This window comes from Streptomyces longwoodensis, assembly GCF_001514125.1.
In the GTDB taxonomy this organism is placed as follows: Bacteria; Actinomycetota; Actinomycetes; order Streptomycetales; family Streptomycetaceae; genus Streptomyces; species Streptomyces longwoodensis.
On sequence record NZ_KQ948550.1, the window covers coordinates 204,439 to 219,038 of the forward strand.

Genomic DNA, 14,600 nt, shown 5'->3' on the forward strand with positions numbered 1-14,600 from the left:
AGGTGTCCACCGGCGCGGGGGGCGCCTTACTCAACGAGTCTCCCGGAAAGTCGTGGAACCACCTATGACTTACGTCCCTCTTACCCGATGACCAGCGCATGCGCCCGAACGGGCGTATTGCCGACACCAGTGGGGCAGAACATACTCCCGGGGACACAGGGGGAGTAGGGGGACATTGTGCGCACGACAGTGCGCCGCCACCTGGGCAAGGTGGTGGCGGGTGCGGCGATCGCGGTGACCGGAACGGCCGTGATGGTCGCGATCACCCTGCCGGGCACGGCGGGGGCCGACGACACGACAGGACGGGCGGGCGGCGCGGCCGCGTCCGCCGCGGCGGGGCAGCAGGGCGGGGCGGGCGGCGCGGTGCCGCCCGCGGTCGTCGAGGCGGCCCCCGCCGAGGGGGACCGGGGGACCGGCCACGATCCGCTGACCGACGACGAGGTCCGGCGGGTGGAGCGGATCGCGCTCAGCCGGCAGATGATGGCGGCCGGCGAGGACGTCGGGGGCGACCGCGGCCCGCAGCGCCTCGGCGTCGACCTCGCCGAGCCCGACGCGGCCGAGGTGGACGACCCGGGCGCGCCGCGCCGCGCGGACGTCACGTACTACGACTACCGCAACGACACGCTCGTCACACGGACGGTGAACCTCGCCACCGGCACCGTGGAGCGGACCGGGACCCAGCACGGCGTGCAGCCGCCGCTGAGCCCCGAGGAGCAGACCGAGGCGGCCCGGCTGCTGATCGCCGACCCGCTCGGCGCGGGCCTGAAGGCCGACTACCGGGACGCCACCGGCAAGGAGCTGACCTCACCGGACCAGCTGCTGCTCGCGAGCATGGTCTACCGGGCCGTGCCCGGCGCCGAGCCCGCCGCCCTGGACCGGTGCGGGGAGCACCGCTGCGTGCGGCTGCTGCCCAAGGTCAAGGACGGCCCGTGGATCGACGCCCGGTCCCTGGTCGTGGACCTGAGCACCCGCAAGGTCTCGCGCCTGGCCGGCTAGGCGCCCGTTCCGTCATCGCTCACCTCCCGGTACCCGTCGGTACCTCCTGTCGAGGAGTCATGTCTTCATGCACGTGAACAGAACGCGTCGCGCCCACCGGGGAGCGGCGGCCCTGGGCCTGTCCGTGGCGGCCCTCGCCGCCGGCGTGACCACCGCCGCCGGACCGGCCGCCGCCGGGCCCCGGACGGCCCCCGCGCCCGCGCCCGCCTGCAGCGCGGCCTACCGCATCGAACAGAAGCTCTCCACCGGCACCACCTGGCGGATGTGCTGGCGCTACGAGGCCAAGTCCGGCCTCGTCCTGGAGGACGTCAGCTACCAGCCGCCCGGCGAGCCCAAGCCGATCAAGGTCCTCAACAGTGCCAAGATCGCCCAGATCCACGTGCCGTACGACGACGGCACCAACGAGTACAACGACGTCACCGACTACAACTTCGGCTCCGGCCTGGTGAACCTGGCCCCCGCCGAGTGCCCCGGCGGCACCATCAAGACCGTCAAGGTCCCCGAGGCGTTCGACCCGGCCCACCCGAACGTCAAGGGCCTGTGCACCACCACGCGTTCGCGCGGCCACGCCTACCGGATGCAGGCCGACACCGGCAACAAGGTCTACCAGGCCCAGGGCAAGGACCTGCTCGTCTACACCGTCAACAAGGTCGGCTGGTACGAGTACATGACGGAGTGGCGCTTCTCCGACGACGGCACCCTGAACATGAACGTCGGCGCCACCGGCAGCCTCTCGCCGTTCGACTACGACGCCGGCGACGGCCGCGGCTGGCCCATCGGCAAGGGAGCCCACTCCTACGCCACCAGCCACAGCCACAACGTCTTCTGGCGGCTGGACTTCGGCCTCGACGGCTCCTCCAAGACCAAGGTCGAGCAGTACGACTCGAAGGTCAGCGCCCCCGCGAGCGGCCAGCAGGGCCCGACCGCGAAGACCACCCGCACCGCCGTCACCAAGGAACTCGCCGGTGACGCGGCCACCATGCGCTGGTGGCGGGTGGTCAGCACGGCCGGCAAGAACAAGGACGGCCACGCGCGGTCCTACGAGCTCGTGCCCGGCGCCACCACCAAGTACTCCGGGCGCCCGTTCACCAAGCACGACCTGTACGTCACCGAGTACAACAAGTGCGAGCAGTACGCGAGCAACAACCCGCTCAACTGCGGTACCGGACACGGCAAGTCCGTCGACAAGTGGGTCAACGGGCAGACCCTCACCCACCCCGTGCTCTGGATGAACGTCGGCTTCCACCACATCGCGCGCGACGAGGACCAGCAGCCCATGCCGGTCCACTGGCAGGGCTTCTCGCTGGCCCCGCGGGACGTCACCGCCATGAACCCGCTCACCCCGGCCGCGCTCGCCAATCAGAACGGCCAAGTGGAACCGCGGTAGTTGGGCAACGACCCTGTCCATCCGGCTGCACCGCCGACCGCTCGCGGAGTACCCTTCCTTGATCGTCGGGGAAGGGTCGGGACACAGGGCCCGGCGGAGCGGAAGGCGGTGCTCGGGTGGGCTCGGGAGGGCTGGAGCTGCCCCCTGGTGACGAGGGTCACGAGGGGGGCTCCGCGGACGTCCCGCCCGGGACGGTGTCCCTGGCCCGGCCGATGGAGGCGGGTGCCATCGGCCCGGAGCTGGACTGGGACGCCGAGGCCTGGCGCGAGGTGCGCACGCGCGCGCAGCGGGCCGGCCGCGCCTACATCTGGCTGAACCTGGTGGAACAGCGGCTGCGCGCCGTGGTGGCCGCCGTCCTGCGGCCCATCTACGAACCCGTCCACGGCGACGACTGGGTGGTGGCCGCGGCCGGCCCCGCCGGGCAGGAGTGGGTGCAGCGCGCGGTCGCCGTCCGCGAGGTCAGCCGCCGCAAGGGCTACCTGCTCGACCCGGCCGACGACAACGTCGTCTCGTTCCTGACACTGCCCCAGCTGCGCGAGCTGATGGTGCAGCACTGGCCGTGCTTCGAGCCGTACTTCGACGACCGCCGCGACGTCGAACTGGCCCTGGACGAGCTGGAGGTCACCCGCAACGTCGTCTCCCGCAACCGCGCGCTGTCCGAGGCGGTCCTCAACCAGGCCGAGCGGGCCTCCGCGCGGCTGCTGGAGATGCTCGGCACCGGCGGCGACGTGCCCTCCGCGCGCCGGCTGCCGGTCGACGCCGTCGAGGACCTGGTGGGCGACCGCTACGCCGACGTGGTCGCGGTCCACTCCGACCGGGTGCGGCTGCTGCGGCAGTTCCCCGCCGAGGACATCTTCGACGGCGCCCGCCGCGTCGACGCCATCGGCATCGGCCTCAACCTGCTCGTGCAGAACTTCTCCGGCCGGCGGATGGTCCGGCTCGCCGAGGCCGGGTGCCGGGTGCGGCTGCTGTTCCTCAACCCCGCCTCCAGCGCCGTCAAGCGGCGCGAGCGCGAACTCGGCGTCAAGCGGGGCGAGCTGAGCCGCGCGGTGGAGATGAACATCCTGCACATGCGCCGGGTCCGCGCCCGGCTGCGCGACCCGGGCGCCTTCCAGATCCAGGTCTACGACGACACGCCCCGGTTCACCGCCTACCTCGTCGACGGCGACGGCACCGACGGCATCGGGGTGGTGCAATCCTACCTGCGGCGCCTGCGCGGCATGGAGGCTCCCGTGCTGGTGCTGCGGGGCGGCAACCGGGTGGTCAAGGCGGGCGAGGTGGACGAAGGGGGTCTCTTCGGGGCGTACCGCGAGGAGTTCGAGCTTGCTTGGGCGGATTCGCGCCCGGTGTCCTGAACGCCCCACCGCTCCCGGGTCGATGGGGATCGTCCCACCACGGAAGCGGAATGCGGTCCTCGGATTGTCAGTGGCGCATGGCAGGGTGAAGACCACTGGGGGGACGCACCACCGAGAAGGGGGGCCACCATGGCCTGGCACCAGGAGCTGATGGTCGGCTTCGACCTGGAGACGACCGGCACCGATCCGCGCGAGGCGCGCATCGTGACGGCCGCCGTCATCGAGGTCAGGGACGGTCAGGTGCTGGGCCGCCGCGAGTGGCTGGCCGACCCGGGCGTGGAGATCCCGGCTGACGCGGTCGCGGTCCACGGCATCAGCACCGCACGCGCGACCGCCGAGGGCCACCCCGCCGACCGGGTCGCGGACTCGCTCGCCGACGTGCTGACGACGTACTGGAAGACGGGCGTCCCGGTCGTCGCGTACAACGCCGCGTTCGACCTGACCCTGCTCTCCGCCGAACTGCACCGGTACGGACTGCCGTCCCTGCGCGAGCGCCTGGGCGGCCTCGACCCGGCCCCCGTCGTCGACCCGTACACCATCGACCGCTGGGCCGACCGCTACCGCCGCGGCAAGCGCAACCTCGAAGCGGTCTGCGCCGAGTACGGCGTCGCCCTCGACTCCGCGCACGACGCGGGCGCCGACGCCCTCGCCGCGGCCCGCCTCGCCTGCGCGATAGCCGTCCGCCACCCCAAGGTCGCGGCCCTCGGCCCGGCCGAGCTGCACCTGCGCCAGATCGAGTGGTACGCCGCCTGGGCGGCCGACTTCCAGAGCTTCCTGCGCCGCAAGGGGGAGGCCGACGCGGTGGTGGACGCCACCTGGCCCGTCCGGGAGTTCACGGCAGCCACCCCCTGAGTCTCCTGCCCCCGCTCGCCCGCACGGCTCAGAAGGGGTACCAGCGCACCGTCGGGTCGCCGTCGCGCAGCGAGGCCACCCGGCGCTCGAACTCGGCCAGCGCCTTCGGGTTGCTCGGCGCGTGCTGGGCCACCCAGGCGCAGCTCGCCGTCTCCCGCGCCCCGCGCAGCACGGCGCACCCGTCCCACTCCCGCACGTCCCAGCCGTAGGCGCAGGTGAAGGCGTCGTGGTCCTCGGCGGGCAGGCCGTAGCGGTCGTGGGACAGGGCCATCACGACCAGGTCGTGCTCGCGCAGGTCGGCGGAGAAGGTCTCCAGGTCGACCAGGACCGGGCCGTCGGGGCCGATGTGCACGTTGCGCGGCAGGGCGTCGCCGTGGATGGGGCCCGGCGGCAGGTGCGGGGTGAGCGCGGCGGCCGCCGCGGCGAAGCCGTCCCGGCGCTCGCGCAGGTACGCCGCGTCCGCCGGGTCGATCGCCCCACCCGCGAGCCGCAGCCAGCGCTCCACCCCGGACAGCAGGTCGCGCGGCGGCAGGACGAACGGGGGCGCGGGCAGGGCGTGCACGCGCCGCAGCAGTGCGGCCAGGTCCGCCGGTCCCGCCGGGCGCACCGGGTCGGGCAGCCGGTGCCACACGGTGACCGGGTGCCCGGCGACGAGCCGTGCCTCCGGCTCCGCCGCCCGCACCGCCGGGACGCCCGTCCCGGCCAGCCAGCGGGCGATGTCCAACTCGCGCCGGGCCCGGTCGAGCAGTTCGGCGTCGCGGCCCACCTTGACGACGAGGTCCCCGGCGGCGAACACCGCGTTCTCGCCGAGGGCGAGCAGCCGTGCGTCCCCGGCCGGCCCGGGCAGCACCCCCGCCCCGGCCAGTACCTCCCGCGCCGTCGCCTCGTCCATCGTCCGCCTCCGTGCCGTCGTCGTAGCGCTGCCGCGGTCAGTCTCGCATTCCCCCAGGTCGGATCCCGGGCGCGGGGCGACGGGGTGGTCGAGCCGCGAGGAATTCGGTGGACGAGACGTCTCGTCTCGCCTAGCGTCATCGACATGACCCCTTCCGCCCCCGCCGTGCCCCCCGCCCACATCGCGATGTTCTCCATCGCCGCCCACGGCCACGTCAACCCCGGCCTGGAGGTGATCCGGGAGCTCGTGGCACGCGGCCACCGCGTCACCTACGCCGTCCCGCCGGCCCTCGCCGACAAGGTCGCCGGCACCGGCGCCGAGGTGCGGACCTGGCACTCGACGCTGCCCGGACCGGACGACGACCCCTCGGCCTGGGGCAGCACCCTCCTCGACCACGTGGAGCTGTTCCTGGCCGACGCCGTCCAGGCGCTGCCGCAGCTCACCGACGCCTACGCCGGGGACACCCCCGAGCTCGTGCTGCACGACATCACGGCCTACCCGGCCCGTGTCCTCGCCCACCGCTGGGGCGTCCCCGCGGTCTCCCTGTCGCCCAACCTCGTCGCCTGGGAGGGCTACGAGGAGGAGGTCGCCGCCCACGTCTGGGCCGAGGCCCGCGGCTCCGAGCGGGGCCGTGCCTACTTCGACCGGTTCCACGCCTGGCTGACCGAGCACGGAGTGACCCTGCACCACGACGACTTCGTCGGCCGGCCCGACCGGTCCCTGGTCCTGATCCCGCGGGCCCTCCAGCCGCACGCCGACCGGGTCGACGAGAGCGTGTACACGTTCGTCGGCGCCTGCCAGGGCGACCGCTCGGCCGAGGGCGCCTGGGAGCGGCCCGCCGGCGCCGAGAAGGTCGTGCTGGTGTCGCTCGGCTCGACCTTCACCGCCCCGCCGGAGTTCTACCGGGCCTGCGTCCGGGCCTTCGCCGGCCTGCCCGGCTGGCACCTGGTCCTGCGGACCGGCCCCCGCATCGACCCGGCCGAGCTGGGCGCCGTACCGGCGAACGTCGAGGTGCGGCCGTGGGTGCCGCAGTTGGCGGTGCTCCGGGAGGCCGACCTGTTCGTCACGCACGCCGGCGCGGGCGGCAGCCAGGAGGGCCTGGCCACGGCGACCCCGATGATCGCCGTCCCGCAGGCGGTGGACCAGTTCGGCAACGCCGACCAGCTGGAGGCGCTGGGCGTGGCCCGCCGGCTGGCCACCGAGGAGGCGACCGCGGAGACCCTCCGGGAGACGGCGCTCGCCCTGGTGGACGACCCGGAGGTCGCCCGGCGCCTGGCGGACGTCCGGGACGGGATGGCCCGCGAGGGCGGCACCCGGCGGGCGGCCGACCTGATCGAGGCCGAGCTGGCCGCCGCGCGCTCCGGTCGCCGGCCCGGCACGCGAAAGGGCCCGTTGGCTCCCCGGTGACCAACGGGCCCTGCTCCCGGGAGGGTCGGTCCGCCCTGCGACGGGGCGGACCGGCCCTCATCCGGTGGGGGTCACACCCCCACCGGCCGCTCCTCCCGCGGCGCCGTCGCGAGGACCGCCTCGGGCGACTCGTCGTGGGTGAGGTCGGGCAGCCGGTGCAGCCACTTCGGCAGGTACCAGTTGCGCTCGCCCAGCAGCGCCATCACCGCCGGGAGCAGCACGCCCCGGATGACGGTCGCGTCGATCAGCACGGCGGCCGCCAGACCCACGCCCATCTGCTTCATCGACTGCATCGACAGCGTCCCGAAGATGGCGAACACGGCGACCATGATGACCGCGGCACTGGTGACCACGCCCGCCGTGGTGACCACGCCGTGGGCGATCGCGTCCCGCGTGGTGCGGCCCCGCAGCCGCGCCTCGCGGATCCGGGAGACCACGAACACGTGGTAGTCCATCGACAGGCCGAACAGGATCACGAAGAGGAACAGCGGCAGCCAGGTGACGATCGCGCCGACCCCCTCGGCGCCCACCAGCGAGGCGCCCCAGCCGTGCTGGAAGACCGCGACGAGGATGCCGTACGCGGCGCCCACCGACAGCAGGTTGAGCAGGATCGAGGTGACCGCGATGGTCAGCGAGCGGAACGACAGCAGCATCAGCACGAAGGCGAACACCACCACGAAGGCGAACACCGGGACGACCGCGCCGCCGAGCTGGTCGTTGAAGTCCTTCGACCCGGCGACCTGACCGGTGATCGGCGCCTGGAGGCCGTCGACCTTGCCGAGCGTGGCCGGGCGCACCTCGTCGCGCAGCTTGTCCAGGCTCGCGCCCGCCTTGTCCAGGTCGGAGCCGCCGACCAGCGGGACGTACACGTAGGCGATGTTCTGCGCGTCGTGCAGCTTGATCTCCACCGGGCCGCGCGAGGCGCCCGAACTGATCGCGCGGGCCTTGAAGTCGGCGAGCGCGTCGCGCACCTCGGGCGCGTTGATGTCCTTGGCGTGGACGACCACCTCGGCCGGCTCGGAGCCGCCGGGGAAGGCGTCGTTGACCCGGTTGTAGGTCTGCACGATCGGCAGCGAGTCGCCGAACTCCTGGTCCAGGGTGAGGTTCTGGGTCTTCATGCCGACCGCGGGGGCGGCGATCGCCAGCAGCGCGCCGCCTGCGACCAGCACCGACACCAGCGGCCGGGCGAGCACGCCCTTCAGCACCGCCGACCAGAAGCGGCTCTCGCCGCCCGTCCGGGCGGCACGGCGCCGCATCGCCTTGTGCAGGAAGGGGATCCGGCCCCGCTCCACCCGCTCGCCCAGCAGCGACAGCAGTGCCGGCAGCACCGTCACGGAGCCCACCATCGCCACGGCGACCACCATCAGCGAGGCCAGGCCCATCGCCTCGAACTCGGCGAGCCCGGTGAACAGCATGCCCGCCATCGCCACGCAGACCGTGACGCCGGAGACGATGATCGCGCGGCCACTGGTCGCCGCGGCGACCCGCAGGGCCGTCTGCGCGTCCCGGCCCGCCTCGCGCTCCTCGCGCTCACGGCGCAGGTAGAACAGGCAGTAGTCGACGCCGACGGCCAGACCGACCAGCAGCATCACGGAGTTGGCGGTGTCGCTCATCGGCATCACGTGGCTGACGACGCCCATCAGGCCCATCGTCGCCATGATCGCGGTGATCGCCAGCGCCACCGGCAGCAGCGCCGCGACCAGCGCGCCGAAGGCGATCAGCAGGATGCCGAGGGCCACCGGCACCGCCGAGTACTCGGCCTTCTGGAAATCGTCCCCGAACGCGTCGTCGAACGTCTTCATCATGCTCGCGCCGCCGATCTCCTCGATCCGCAGCGTGTCCGCGTGGCCCTCCTGCACCCCCGCGACGGCCTTCAGCACCGGCTCGACCCGCTCGCCCGCGGTGTCGGAGTCGCCGCGCATGTCGAACTGCACCAGCGCGCTGCGCCCGTCCCGGGAGATGGTCTTCGTGTCGTACGGCGACGTCACGTCGCTGACCCGGCCGGTGCCCCGCACGGCCGTGACGACCTCGGCGACCGCCGCGCGGAACTCGGCGTCGGTGGCCTTCAGCTCGGTGCCCCGCGCCTGCACCAGCACGGACTCGCCGGCCGGCTCCTCGATGCCCGCGTCCTCGATGATCTTCGCCGCGGTGTGCGTCTCGCCCTTGAGCTGGTCGCTCTCCTTGACGTCGACCCGGCCCGCGGCCGAGCCGAGCCCCATCGCCAGCACCACGAACAGCACCCAGATGCCGACCGCCGCCCACCGGTGCCGGGCGCTCCAGCCGCCGGCCCGCGCGGCCAGACCCCGCACCCGTGTGTCTCTTGTCCCCATGACGGGCCTGCCCCCTCGTGAGCGGTGACAGCCCCCTGCCGCCACCTCCAGGAACGACGCTAGGGGGCGGGTGGGCCGCACTCGTCGTACTGCCCGGTGAAAGGACGGCGGCCCGGCTCCTCCCCTCGGACCCCGCCGGCTCCGCACAGGGGAGGACAGCGGTCCCTTACATCTATCCCGCCGGCTCGGGGACGACGCTCAGGGACCGCACCCCGCGGCCCCGCTCTCCCCGACCGGCAACGGCCTAGGGTGACCCCATGACGACGACGTACGCGGCCCTGCTGCGCGGCATCAACGTGGGCGGCAGCCGCAAGCTGCCGATGGGTGACCTGCGCACCCTGATGGAGGGCCTCGGGTACACCGGGGTCCGCACCTACCTGCAGAGCGGCCAGGCGGTCTTCGCCAGTGACCACGGCGACGAGGGCTCCCTCGCCGCCGAGCTCGCCGCGGCCGTCGCGGAGCGCTTCGGGTTCGCCGTCGACGTGATCGTCCGCGACCACGCCTACCTGAGGGCCGTCGTCGAGGCGTGCCCGTTCCCGGCCGCCGACCTCCAGCCGAAGCAGCTGCACGTCACCTACTTCTCCGCCCCCGTCGACGCCGCCCGCTTCGCCGGCGTCGACCCGGCCGCCCACGCCCCCGAGGAGTTCCGCCTCGGCGACCGCGCCCTGTACCTGTACGCGCCCGACGGCCTCGGCCGCTCCAAGCTCGCCGAACAGCTCTCCCGGCCCCGCGTCACGAAGGGCCTGGTCGCCACCACCCGCAACTGGAACACGGTCCTGAAGCTGGTGGAGATGACCGCCGGCTGACCCGCGGCACAGCCCCCGGAACCGTGTCGCGTTTCTTCAAGAGCGCACCCCGCACGGGTCCCTAGCGTGGGACGCATGACGTACGACGACCCGCACCCGTACCTGAACGACACGCACCGGTACCTGTCCGTGTGCGCCACCGCGGCGGCCCGCGTCGCCCACGGCGTGCCGGCGGACCGGCTGGACGCCCCGACGCACTGCCCCGACTGGGACGTGCGGGCCCTGGTCAACCACTGGGTCCTGTACACCTCCCACGGCCTGGAGCACCGCGCCCTGCGCACCCCGCTCCCCGACGAGCTGGTCGCGCGCGACTTCACCGCCGACCCGCACTGGGCGGACGCGTACGCCGCGCAGCTGCGGCGGGCGGTCGCGGCCTGGTCCGACCCGGCGGCCTGGGAGGGCGAGGTGGACCTCGGCATGGCGTCGATGCCCGCCGACGAACTCGCCGGGATGCTCGTCAAGGAACTGGCGGTGCACGGCTGGGACGTGGCCGTGTCCACCGGCCAGGACTTCACCGTCTCCGAGGAGGTGGGCCGCTTCGTCCTCGACGTGGTCGTCAAGCACGGCGACATCTACCGCCGGTACGACGGCTTCGCCGACCCGGTGCCGGTCGCGCCCGACGCCCCCGCGTTCGAGCGGGCACTGGCGGAGAGCGGCCGGGACCCGGGGCTGCGGTCGGGCTGACGCCGCACCGCCTGGCGGGGGCGCACGGGGGACGTCCCCGTCAGGCACCCACCGCGGCAGCCAGCGGCAGGCACGCCGCGTCGTAGCGCTCCAGCACCACGCGCGCCACCTCCGGGGCCGGGCCCAGCACCTCGGCGAGGACGTCCGCGCCGGTCGCGCCCCGCGCGATGCGGTCCGGCAGGAAGCCGGGCGCCAGCACGTACGGCGCGACCGCGACGCGCTCACAGCCGTCGGCCCGCAGCGCGCGCACGACGTCCTCGGTGCGGGGGAAGCCCGCGGGGCGTCCCGCGCCGGTCGCGGTGTGCGGTCCCGCGGAGGCGAACGCGGGTCGCACGGCGCACCAACCGGTGAGCCGCCACTCCCGCGCGATGGCTGCGATCACCGCGATCGCCTCCGGGTCGGTGGACCCCGCCGAGGCCAGCACGACCCCGGTCGAGGACTTGTCGGCCGGGCTCAACCCGGCCTCCCACAGGCGGCGTTCGAGCGCCGCCCGCAGCAGCGGGGACGGCCCGAGGACGTCCGCCTGACGGATCCGCAGCCACGGCGGGGCGCCCCGCAGCACCGCCGGGATGTCCGCCTTGGCGTGGAAGGCGCGGGTCAGCAGCAGCGGCAGCGCCACCACCTCGCGCACGCCCTCCGCGGCCAGCGACTCCAGCACCCCGTGCACCGACGGGACGTTGAAGTCAAGGAACCCGGTCTCCACGCGGGTGCCGGGCCGCAGCGACCGCACCCGCTCCACGAGGGCGTGCACCGTCGCGGCGTGCCGCGGGTCACGGCTGCCGTGCGCGATGACGAGGAGGACCGGTTCGTGGCGCATGCGGTCAGCCCTTCACCAGCAGACCGCGGCCGCGCAGCACCCGGCGCTCCAGCGGGCTGAAGATCAGCAGGTCGATCGCGATGCCGACGAACAGGATCAGGATGATCGCCTCGAACACCATGGACATCGAGCTGGCGTTGCGGCCGTTCTCCAGCAACGCGCCCAGGCCGATGCCCAGGTCGGGCGAGGAGGCGATGATCTCCGCCGCCATCAGCGAGCGCCAGGAGAACGCCCAGCCCTGCTTCAGGCCCGCCAGGTAGCCCGGCAGCGCGGCCGGCATCACGATGTGCCAGGCGCCCCGCCAGCCGGTCGCGCCCATGGTGCGGCCGGCCCGCAGGAACAGCGGCGGCACCTGGTCGATGCCGGACACCAGGCCGTTGGCGATGGACGGCACGGCACCCAGCAGGATCACCGCGTACATCATCGAGTTGTTCAGACCCAGCCAGATCACGGCCGGCGGCACCCACGCCACCGACGGCAGCGACTGCAGCCCGGACAGGATCGGCCCGATCGCCGCCCGCACGAACTTCACCCGCGCCACCAGCAGGCCCAGCGGGGTGCCGATGGCCAGCGCGAACAGGAAGCCGAGCAGACCGCGCGAGACGCTGGTCCAGATGTAGCCGAGGAGCCGGCCCTCCAGCCACGCGTCCTTGAACTCGTCGCCCACGTCCGCGGGCGACGGCAGCTTCGACGGGTCGTCGACGACCTTCAGCGAGATCAGGGCCTGCCAGACCAGCAGGACCACCGCGACCGCGACGACCGGCGGCAGCACCTTGTCGACGAGCGTCCTGCGCAGCGGCGTGCGGTCCGTCGCCGAGGTCTCCAGGGCGTCCAGGCCCGCCTCGAGACCGCCGAGGCCGTCCTTGGCGGGTCCGCCCGGGGCGGCGCCGTCCTCCGCGCTGGCGGTCGTTCCGGCCGTGCCGGTCGTCTCAGTGCTGGCCATGACGGCGGATCTCCCCACGCAGGACTTCGGTGATCTCCAAGGACAGCTCCGCCACCGGCGCGTCCTCGATCCGGCGCGGCTGCGGGATGTCCACCCGCCACTCGCGGGCCACCCGGCCCGGCCGCGACGACAGCAGCACCACGCGCTGCGCCAGCCGTACGGCCTCGCGCACGTTGTGCGTCACGAACAGGACCGACACCCCGGTCTCCGCCCAGATCCGGGTCAGCTCGTCGTGCAGCACGTCCCGGGTGATCGCGTCCAGCGCCGCGAACGGCTCGTCCATCAGCAGCAGCCGGCTGTCCTGGGCGAGCGCCCGGGCCAGCGCGACCCGCTGGCGCATGCCGCCGGACAGCTCGTGCACCCGCTTGCCGTACGAGCCGGTCAGCCGGACCAGTTCGAGCAGTTCCCCGGCGCGCCCGCGTCGCTCGTTCTTCGGCACGCCCCGCAGCTTCAGGGCGAGTTCGATGTTCTTGCCCGCGGTCAGCCACGGGAACAGGGCGTGCTCCTGGAACATCAGCGAGGGGCGCCCGTCGGTCGTGATGCCGCCGGCGGTGGGCCGGTCCAGGCCCGCCACCAGGTTCAGCAGCGTCGACTTGCCGCAGCCCGAGGCCCCCAGGAGGGTGACGAACTCGCCCGGCGCGACATCGAGGGTGATGTCGTCGAGGACCAGCTGCTGCCCGGCGGGCCCGGCGAAGGACTTCGAGACGTGCTCGATCCGGGCGGCGTACTCGACCGACGCCGCGCCCTCGGCCTTCAGAATCGTGGTGGCCATGGTCGTCACCTCCTGGGGACTCGGGGACTCGGGCTTACTTGGCGCCGAGACCGGCGTCGGCGACCGCGGTCCCGCCCTCGGCCGCCAGGACCTTGTTCAGGAGCGTGAGGTCGTAGATCCCGTCCAGCTTGGGCTTCTCCAGCAGGCCGGCCTTGACCGCGTGCGCCGCCTCGGTGTTGAGCGTGGAGGCCAGCGGGTCGTCCGTGAACGTGATCGACTTCCACGCCGGGTCCAGCACCTCGGCCGGGAGCTCCTTGCCGGAGTCCGCCTTCAGCTGGGCGTTCGCCGCGGCCTTCGCCGCGTCCGGGTTGGCGTTGATCCACTTGTTGGTGTCGACCGACGCCTTCAGCACCGCCTCGACGGCCTTCGGGTGCGCGGCGAGGAACTTCTGCGACACGATGATGTTCGTGATCACGAACTTCTTGTCCGGCCACAGGTCGGCCTCGTCGAGCAGCACCTTCGCGCCCTCGGCGACCAGCTTCGACGCGGTCGGCTCCGGCACCCACGCGCCGTCGATGGAACCCGACTTGTAGGCGTCCGGGGTCACCTTGTTGTCGGTGCGGATCACCGACACGTCGCCCTTGCCGCTCTCGGCGTCGACCTTCCAGCCCTTCTCGGCGATCCAGTTGAGGAACGCCACGTCCTGCGTGTTGCCGAGCTGCGGGGTCGCGATCTTCTTGCCCTTGACGTCGTCCAGGGACTTGATCTTCTTCGGGTTCACCACCAGCTTCACGCCGCCGGACGCCGAACCGCCGATGATGCGCAGGCTCTTGCCGTCGGACTTGGTGTAGCCGTTGATCGACGGGGAGGGGCCGATCCAGCCGATGTCGATCGCGCCGGAGTTCAGCGCCTCGATCTCGGAGGGGCCCGCGTTGAAGATCTGGTACTTCGCGTCCGTGGCGCCCAGCGCCTTCTGGAAGAAGCCCTTGTTCACGCCCACCAGCGCGGTGCCGTGCGTGAGGTTGCCGAAGTAGCCGATCTTGACGGAGTCGAGCCCGTCGATCTTCTCGGCGCCGGCGGCGACCTTCTGCTGGCCGGAGCTGTCGTCCTTCGAGTCGGAGCCGTAGCCGCAGGCGGCCAGGGCGAGGAGGGGAAGCGAGGCGACGACGGCGAGGCCGCGGCGCAGGTGGGTCGATCGGGTGGCAGGCACGGGAGGGGTTCCTCTCGTTGGCCCGGCGGTCACGACGCTCTCAGGTCGTGGCCGGGGGGTCGGCAGAAGGGCTTCGTCGCTTCCGGGACGTCGGGTGGGGGGACAGGGCGCGCGAGCGGTGCGCGTACGTCACGGTGCACATCGGGCCACCCCGCCCTGTCCGCTGCCGAGGGCGCCGCTGCCGACGCGGCCGCCCTCCTTGGCGAACG

The 14,600-nt window shown here is 73.2% G+C and carries 13 protein-coding genes; 7 read left to right on the forward strand and 6 right to left on the reverse strand.

All coding sequences use genetic code 11. The annotated features are described in order from the left end of the window. Positions 1-177 precede the first annotated feature (177 nt). The 4 genes from AQJ30_RS05870 (at position 178) to AQJ30_RS05885 (ending at position 4,590) form a co-directional block, all read left to right on the forward strand. A complete protein-coding gene (locus AQJ30_RS05870; protein ID WP_067229500.1) occupies positions 178-996 on the forward strand; it encodes a Tat pathway signal sequence domain protein in 819 nt (272 codons plus the stop codon). Between the two features lie 67 nt (positions 997-1,063). Further along, on the forward strand, positions 1,064-2,383 hold the full coding sequence (locus tag AQJ30_RS05875; RefSeq protein WP_067229503.1) for a copper amine oxidase: 1,320 nt from the start codon (positions 1,064-1,066) through the stop codon (positions 2,381-2,383). Between the two features lie 116 nt (positions 2,384-2,499). Further along, on the forward strand, positions 2,500-3,738 hold the full coding sequence (locus AQJ30_RS05880; protein ID WP_067229505.1) for an SAV2148 family HEPN domain-containing protein: 1,239 nt from the start codon (positions 2,500-2,502) through the stop codon (positions 3,736-3,738). Between the two features lie 129 nt (positions 3,739-3,867). Then, on the forward strand, positions 3,868-4,590 hold the full coding sequence (locus AQJ30_RS05885) for a 3'-5' exonuclease (protein WP_067229507.1): 723 nt from the start codon (positions 3,868-3,870) through the stop codon (positions 4,588-4,590). Between the two features lie 28 nt (positions 4,591-4,618). On the opposite strand, the gene AQJ30_RS05890 is transcribed toward AQJ30_RS05885, so the two are convergent. Next, positions 4,619-5,482: a phosphotransferase enzyme family protein gene (locus tag AQJ30_RS05890; protein ID WP_067229509.1), complete on the reverse strand. Its 864-nt coding sequence runs from the start codon at positions 5,480-5,482 to the stop codon at positions 4,619-4,621. 144 nt (positions 5,483-5,626) lie between these two features. Here AQJ30_RS05890 and mgt point away from each other — a divergent pair, with 144 nt between their 5' ends. Next, positions 5,627-6,889, forward strand: a complete 1,263-nt coding sequence (gene mgt, locus AQJ30_RS05895; RefSeq protein ID WP_067229512.1) for a macrolide-inactivating glycosyltransferase — start codon at positions 5,627-5,629, stop codon at positions 6,887-6,889. Positions 6,890-6,960: 71 nt separating this feature from the next. On the opposite strand, the gene AQJ30_RS05900 is transcribed toward mgt, so the two are convergent. After that, positions 6,961-9,219, reverse strand: a complete 2,259-nt coding sequence (locus AQJ30_RS05900; protein WP_067229513.1) for an MMPL family transporter — start codon at positions 9,217-9,219, stop codon at positions 6,961-6,963. A gap of 257 nt (positions 9,220-9,476) precedes the next feature. On the opposite strand from AQJ30_RS05900, the gene AQJ30_RS05905 reads away from it, so the two are divergent. Next, on the forward strand, positions 9,477-10,025 hold the full coding sequence (locus AQJ30_RS05905) for a DUF1697 domain-containing protein (RefSeq protein ID WP_067229517.1): 549 nt from the start codon (positions 9,477-9,479) through the stop codon (positions 10,023-10,025). Between the two features lie 75 nt (positions 10,026-10,100). Continuing rightward, complete coding sequence (locus tag AQJ30_RS05910) at positions 10,101-10,709, forward strand: TIGR03086 family metal-binding protein (protein WP_067229520.1); 609 nt, start codon at positions 10,101-10,103, stop codon at positions 10,707-10,709. Positions 10,710-10,749: 40 nt separating this feature from the next. Here AQJ30_RS05910 and AQJ30_RS05915 read toward each other — a convergent pair whose 3' ends face one another. The 4 genes from AQJ30_RS05915 to AQJ30_RS05930 are packed head-to-tail and all read right to left on the reverse strand — an operon-like array spanning position 10,750 to position 14,391. Beyond that, positions 10,750-11,526, reverse strand: a complete 777-nt coding sequence (locus AQJ30_RS05915; RefSeq protein WP_067229523.1) for a sirohydrochlorin chelatase — start codon at positions 11,524-11,526, stop codon at positions 10,750-10,752. Between the two features lie 4 nt (positions 11,527-11,530). Then, positions 11,531-12,469, reverse strand: coding sequence for an ABC transporter permease (locus AQJ30_RS05920; RefSeq protein ID WP_067229526.1), 939 nt, complete (start codon positions 12,467-12,469; stop codon positions 11,531-11,533). Beyond that, positions 12,456-13,241, reverse strand: a complete 786-nt coding sequence (locus AQJ30_RS05925) for an ABC transporter ATP-binding protein (protein WP_067229528.1) — start codon at positions 13,239-13,241, stop codon at positions 12,456-12,458. The genes AQJ30_RS05920 and AQJ30_RS05925 overlap by 14 nt, the downstream gene beginning before the upstream one ends. A gap of 34 nt (positions 13,242-13,275) precedes the next feature. After that, positions 13,276-14,391: an ABC transporter substrate-binding protein gene (locus AQJ30_RS05930; protein WP_067229530.1), complete on the reverse strand. Its 1,116-nt coding sequence runs from the start codon at positions 14,389-14,391 to the stop codon at positions 13,276-13,278. Positions 14,392-14,600: the final 209 nt, after the last annotated feature.

Excerpts from the sequence above, each read along its gene's own strand:
- AQJ30_RS05875 (WP_067229503.1), top strand. The coding sequence starts at position 1,064 with ATGCACGTGAACAGAACGCGTCGCGCCCACCGGGGAGCGGCGGCCCTG.
- AQJ30_RS05885 (WP_067229507.1), top strand. The coding sequence starts at position 3,868 with ATGGCCTGGCACCAGGAGCTGATGGTCGGCTTCGACCTGGAGACGACC.
- AQJ30_RS05900 (WP_067229513.1), bottom strand. The coding sequence starts at position 9,219 with ATGGGGACAAGAGACACACGGGTGCGGGGTCTGGCCGCGCGGGCCGGC.
- AQJ30_RS05910 (WP_067229520.1), top strand. The coding sequence starts at position 10,101 with ATGACGTACGACGACCCGCACCCGTACCTGAACGACACGCACCGGTAC.
- mgt (WP_067229512.1), top strand. The coding sequence starts at position 5,627 with ATGACCCCTTCCGCCCCCGCCGTGCCCCCCGCCCACATCGCGATGTTC.
- AQJ30_RS05905 (WP_067229517.1), top strand. The coding sequence starts at position 9,477 with ATGACGACGACGTACGCGGCCCTGCTGCGCGGCATCAACGTGGGCGGC.
- AQJ30_RS05915 (WP_067229523.1), bottom strand. The coding sequence starts at position 11,526 with ATGCGCCACGAACCGGTCCTCCTCGTCATCGCGCACGGCAGCCGTGAC.
- AQJ30_RS05925 (WP_067229528.1), bottom strand. The coding sequence starts at position 13,241 with ATGGCCACCACGATTCTGAAGGCCGAGGGCGCGGCGTCGGTCGAGTAC.
- AQJ30_RS05890 (WP_067229509.1), bottom strand. The coding sequence starts at position 5,482 with ATGGACGAGGCGACGGCGCGGGAGGTACTGGCCGGGGCGGGGGTGCTG.
- AQJ30_RS05920 (WP_067229526.1), bottom strand. The coding sequence starts at position 12,469 with ATGGCCAGCACTGAGACGACCGGCACGGCCGGAACGACCGCCAGCGCG.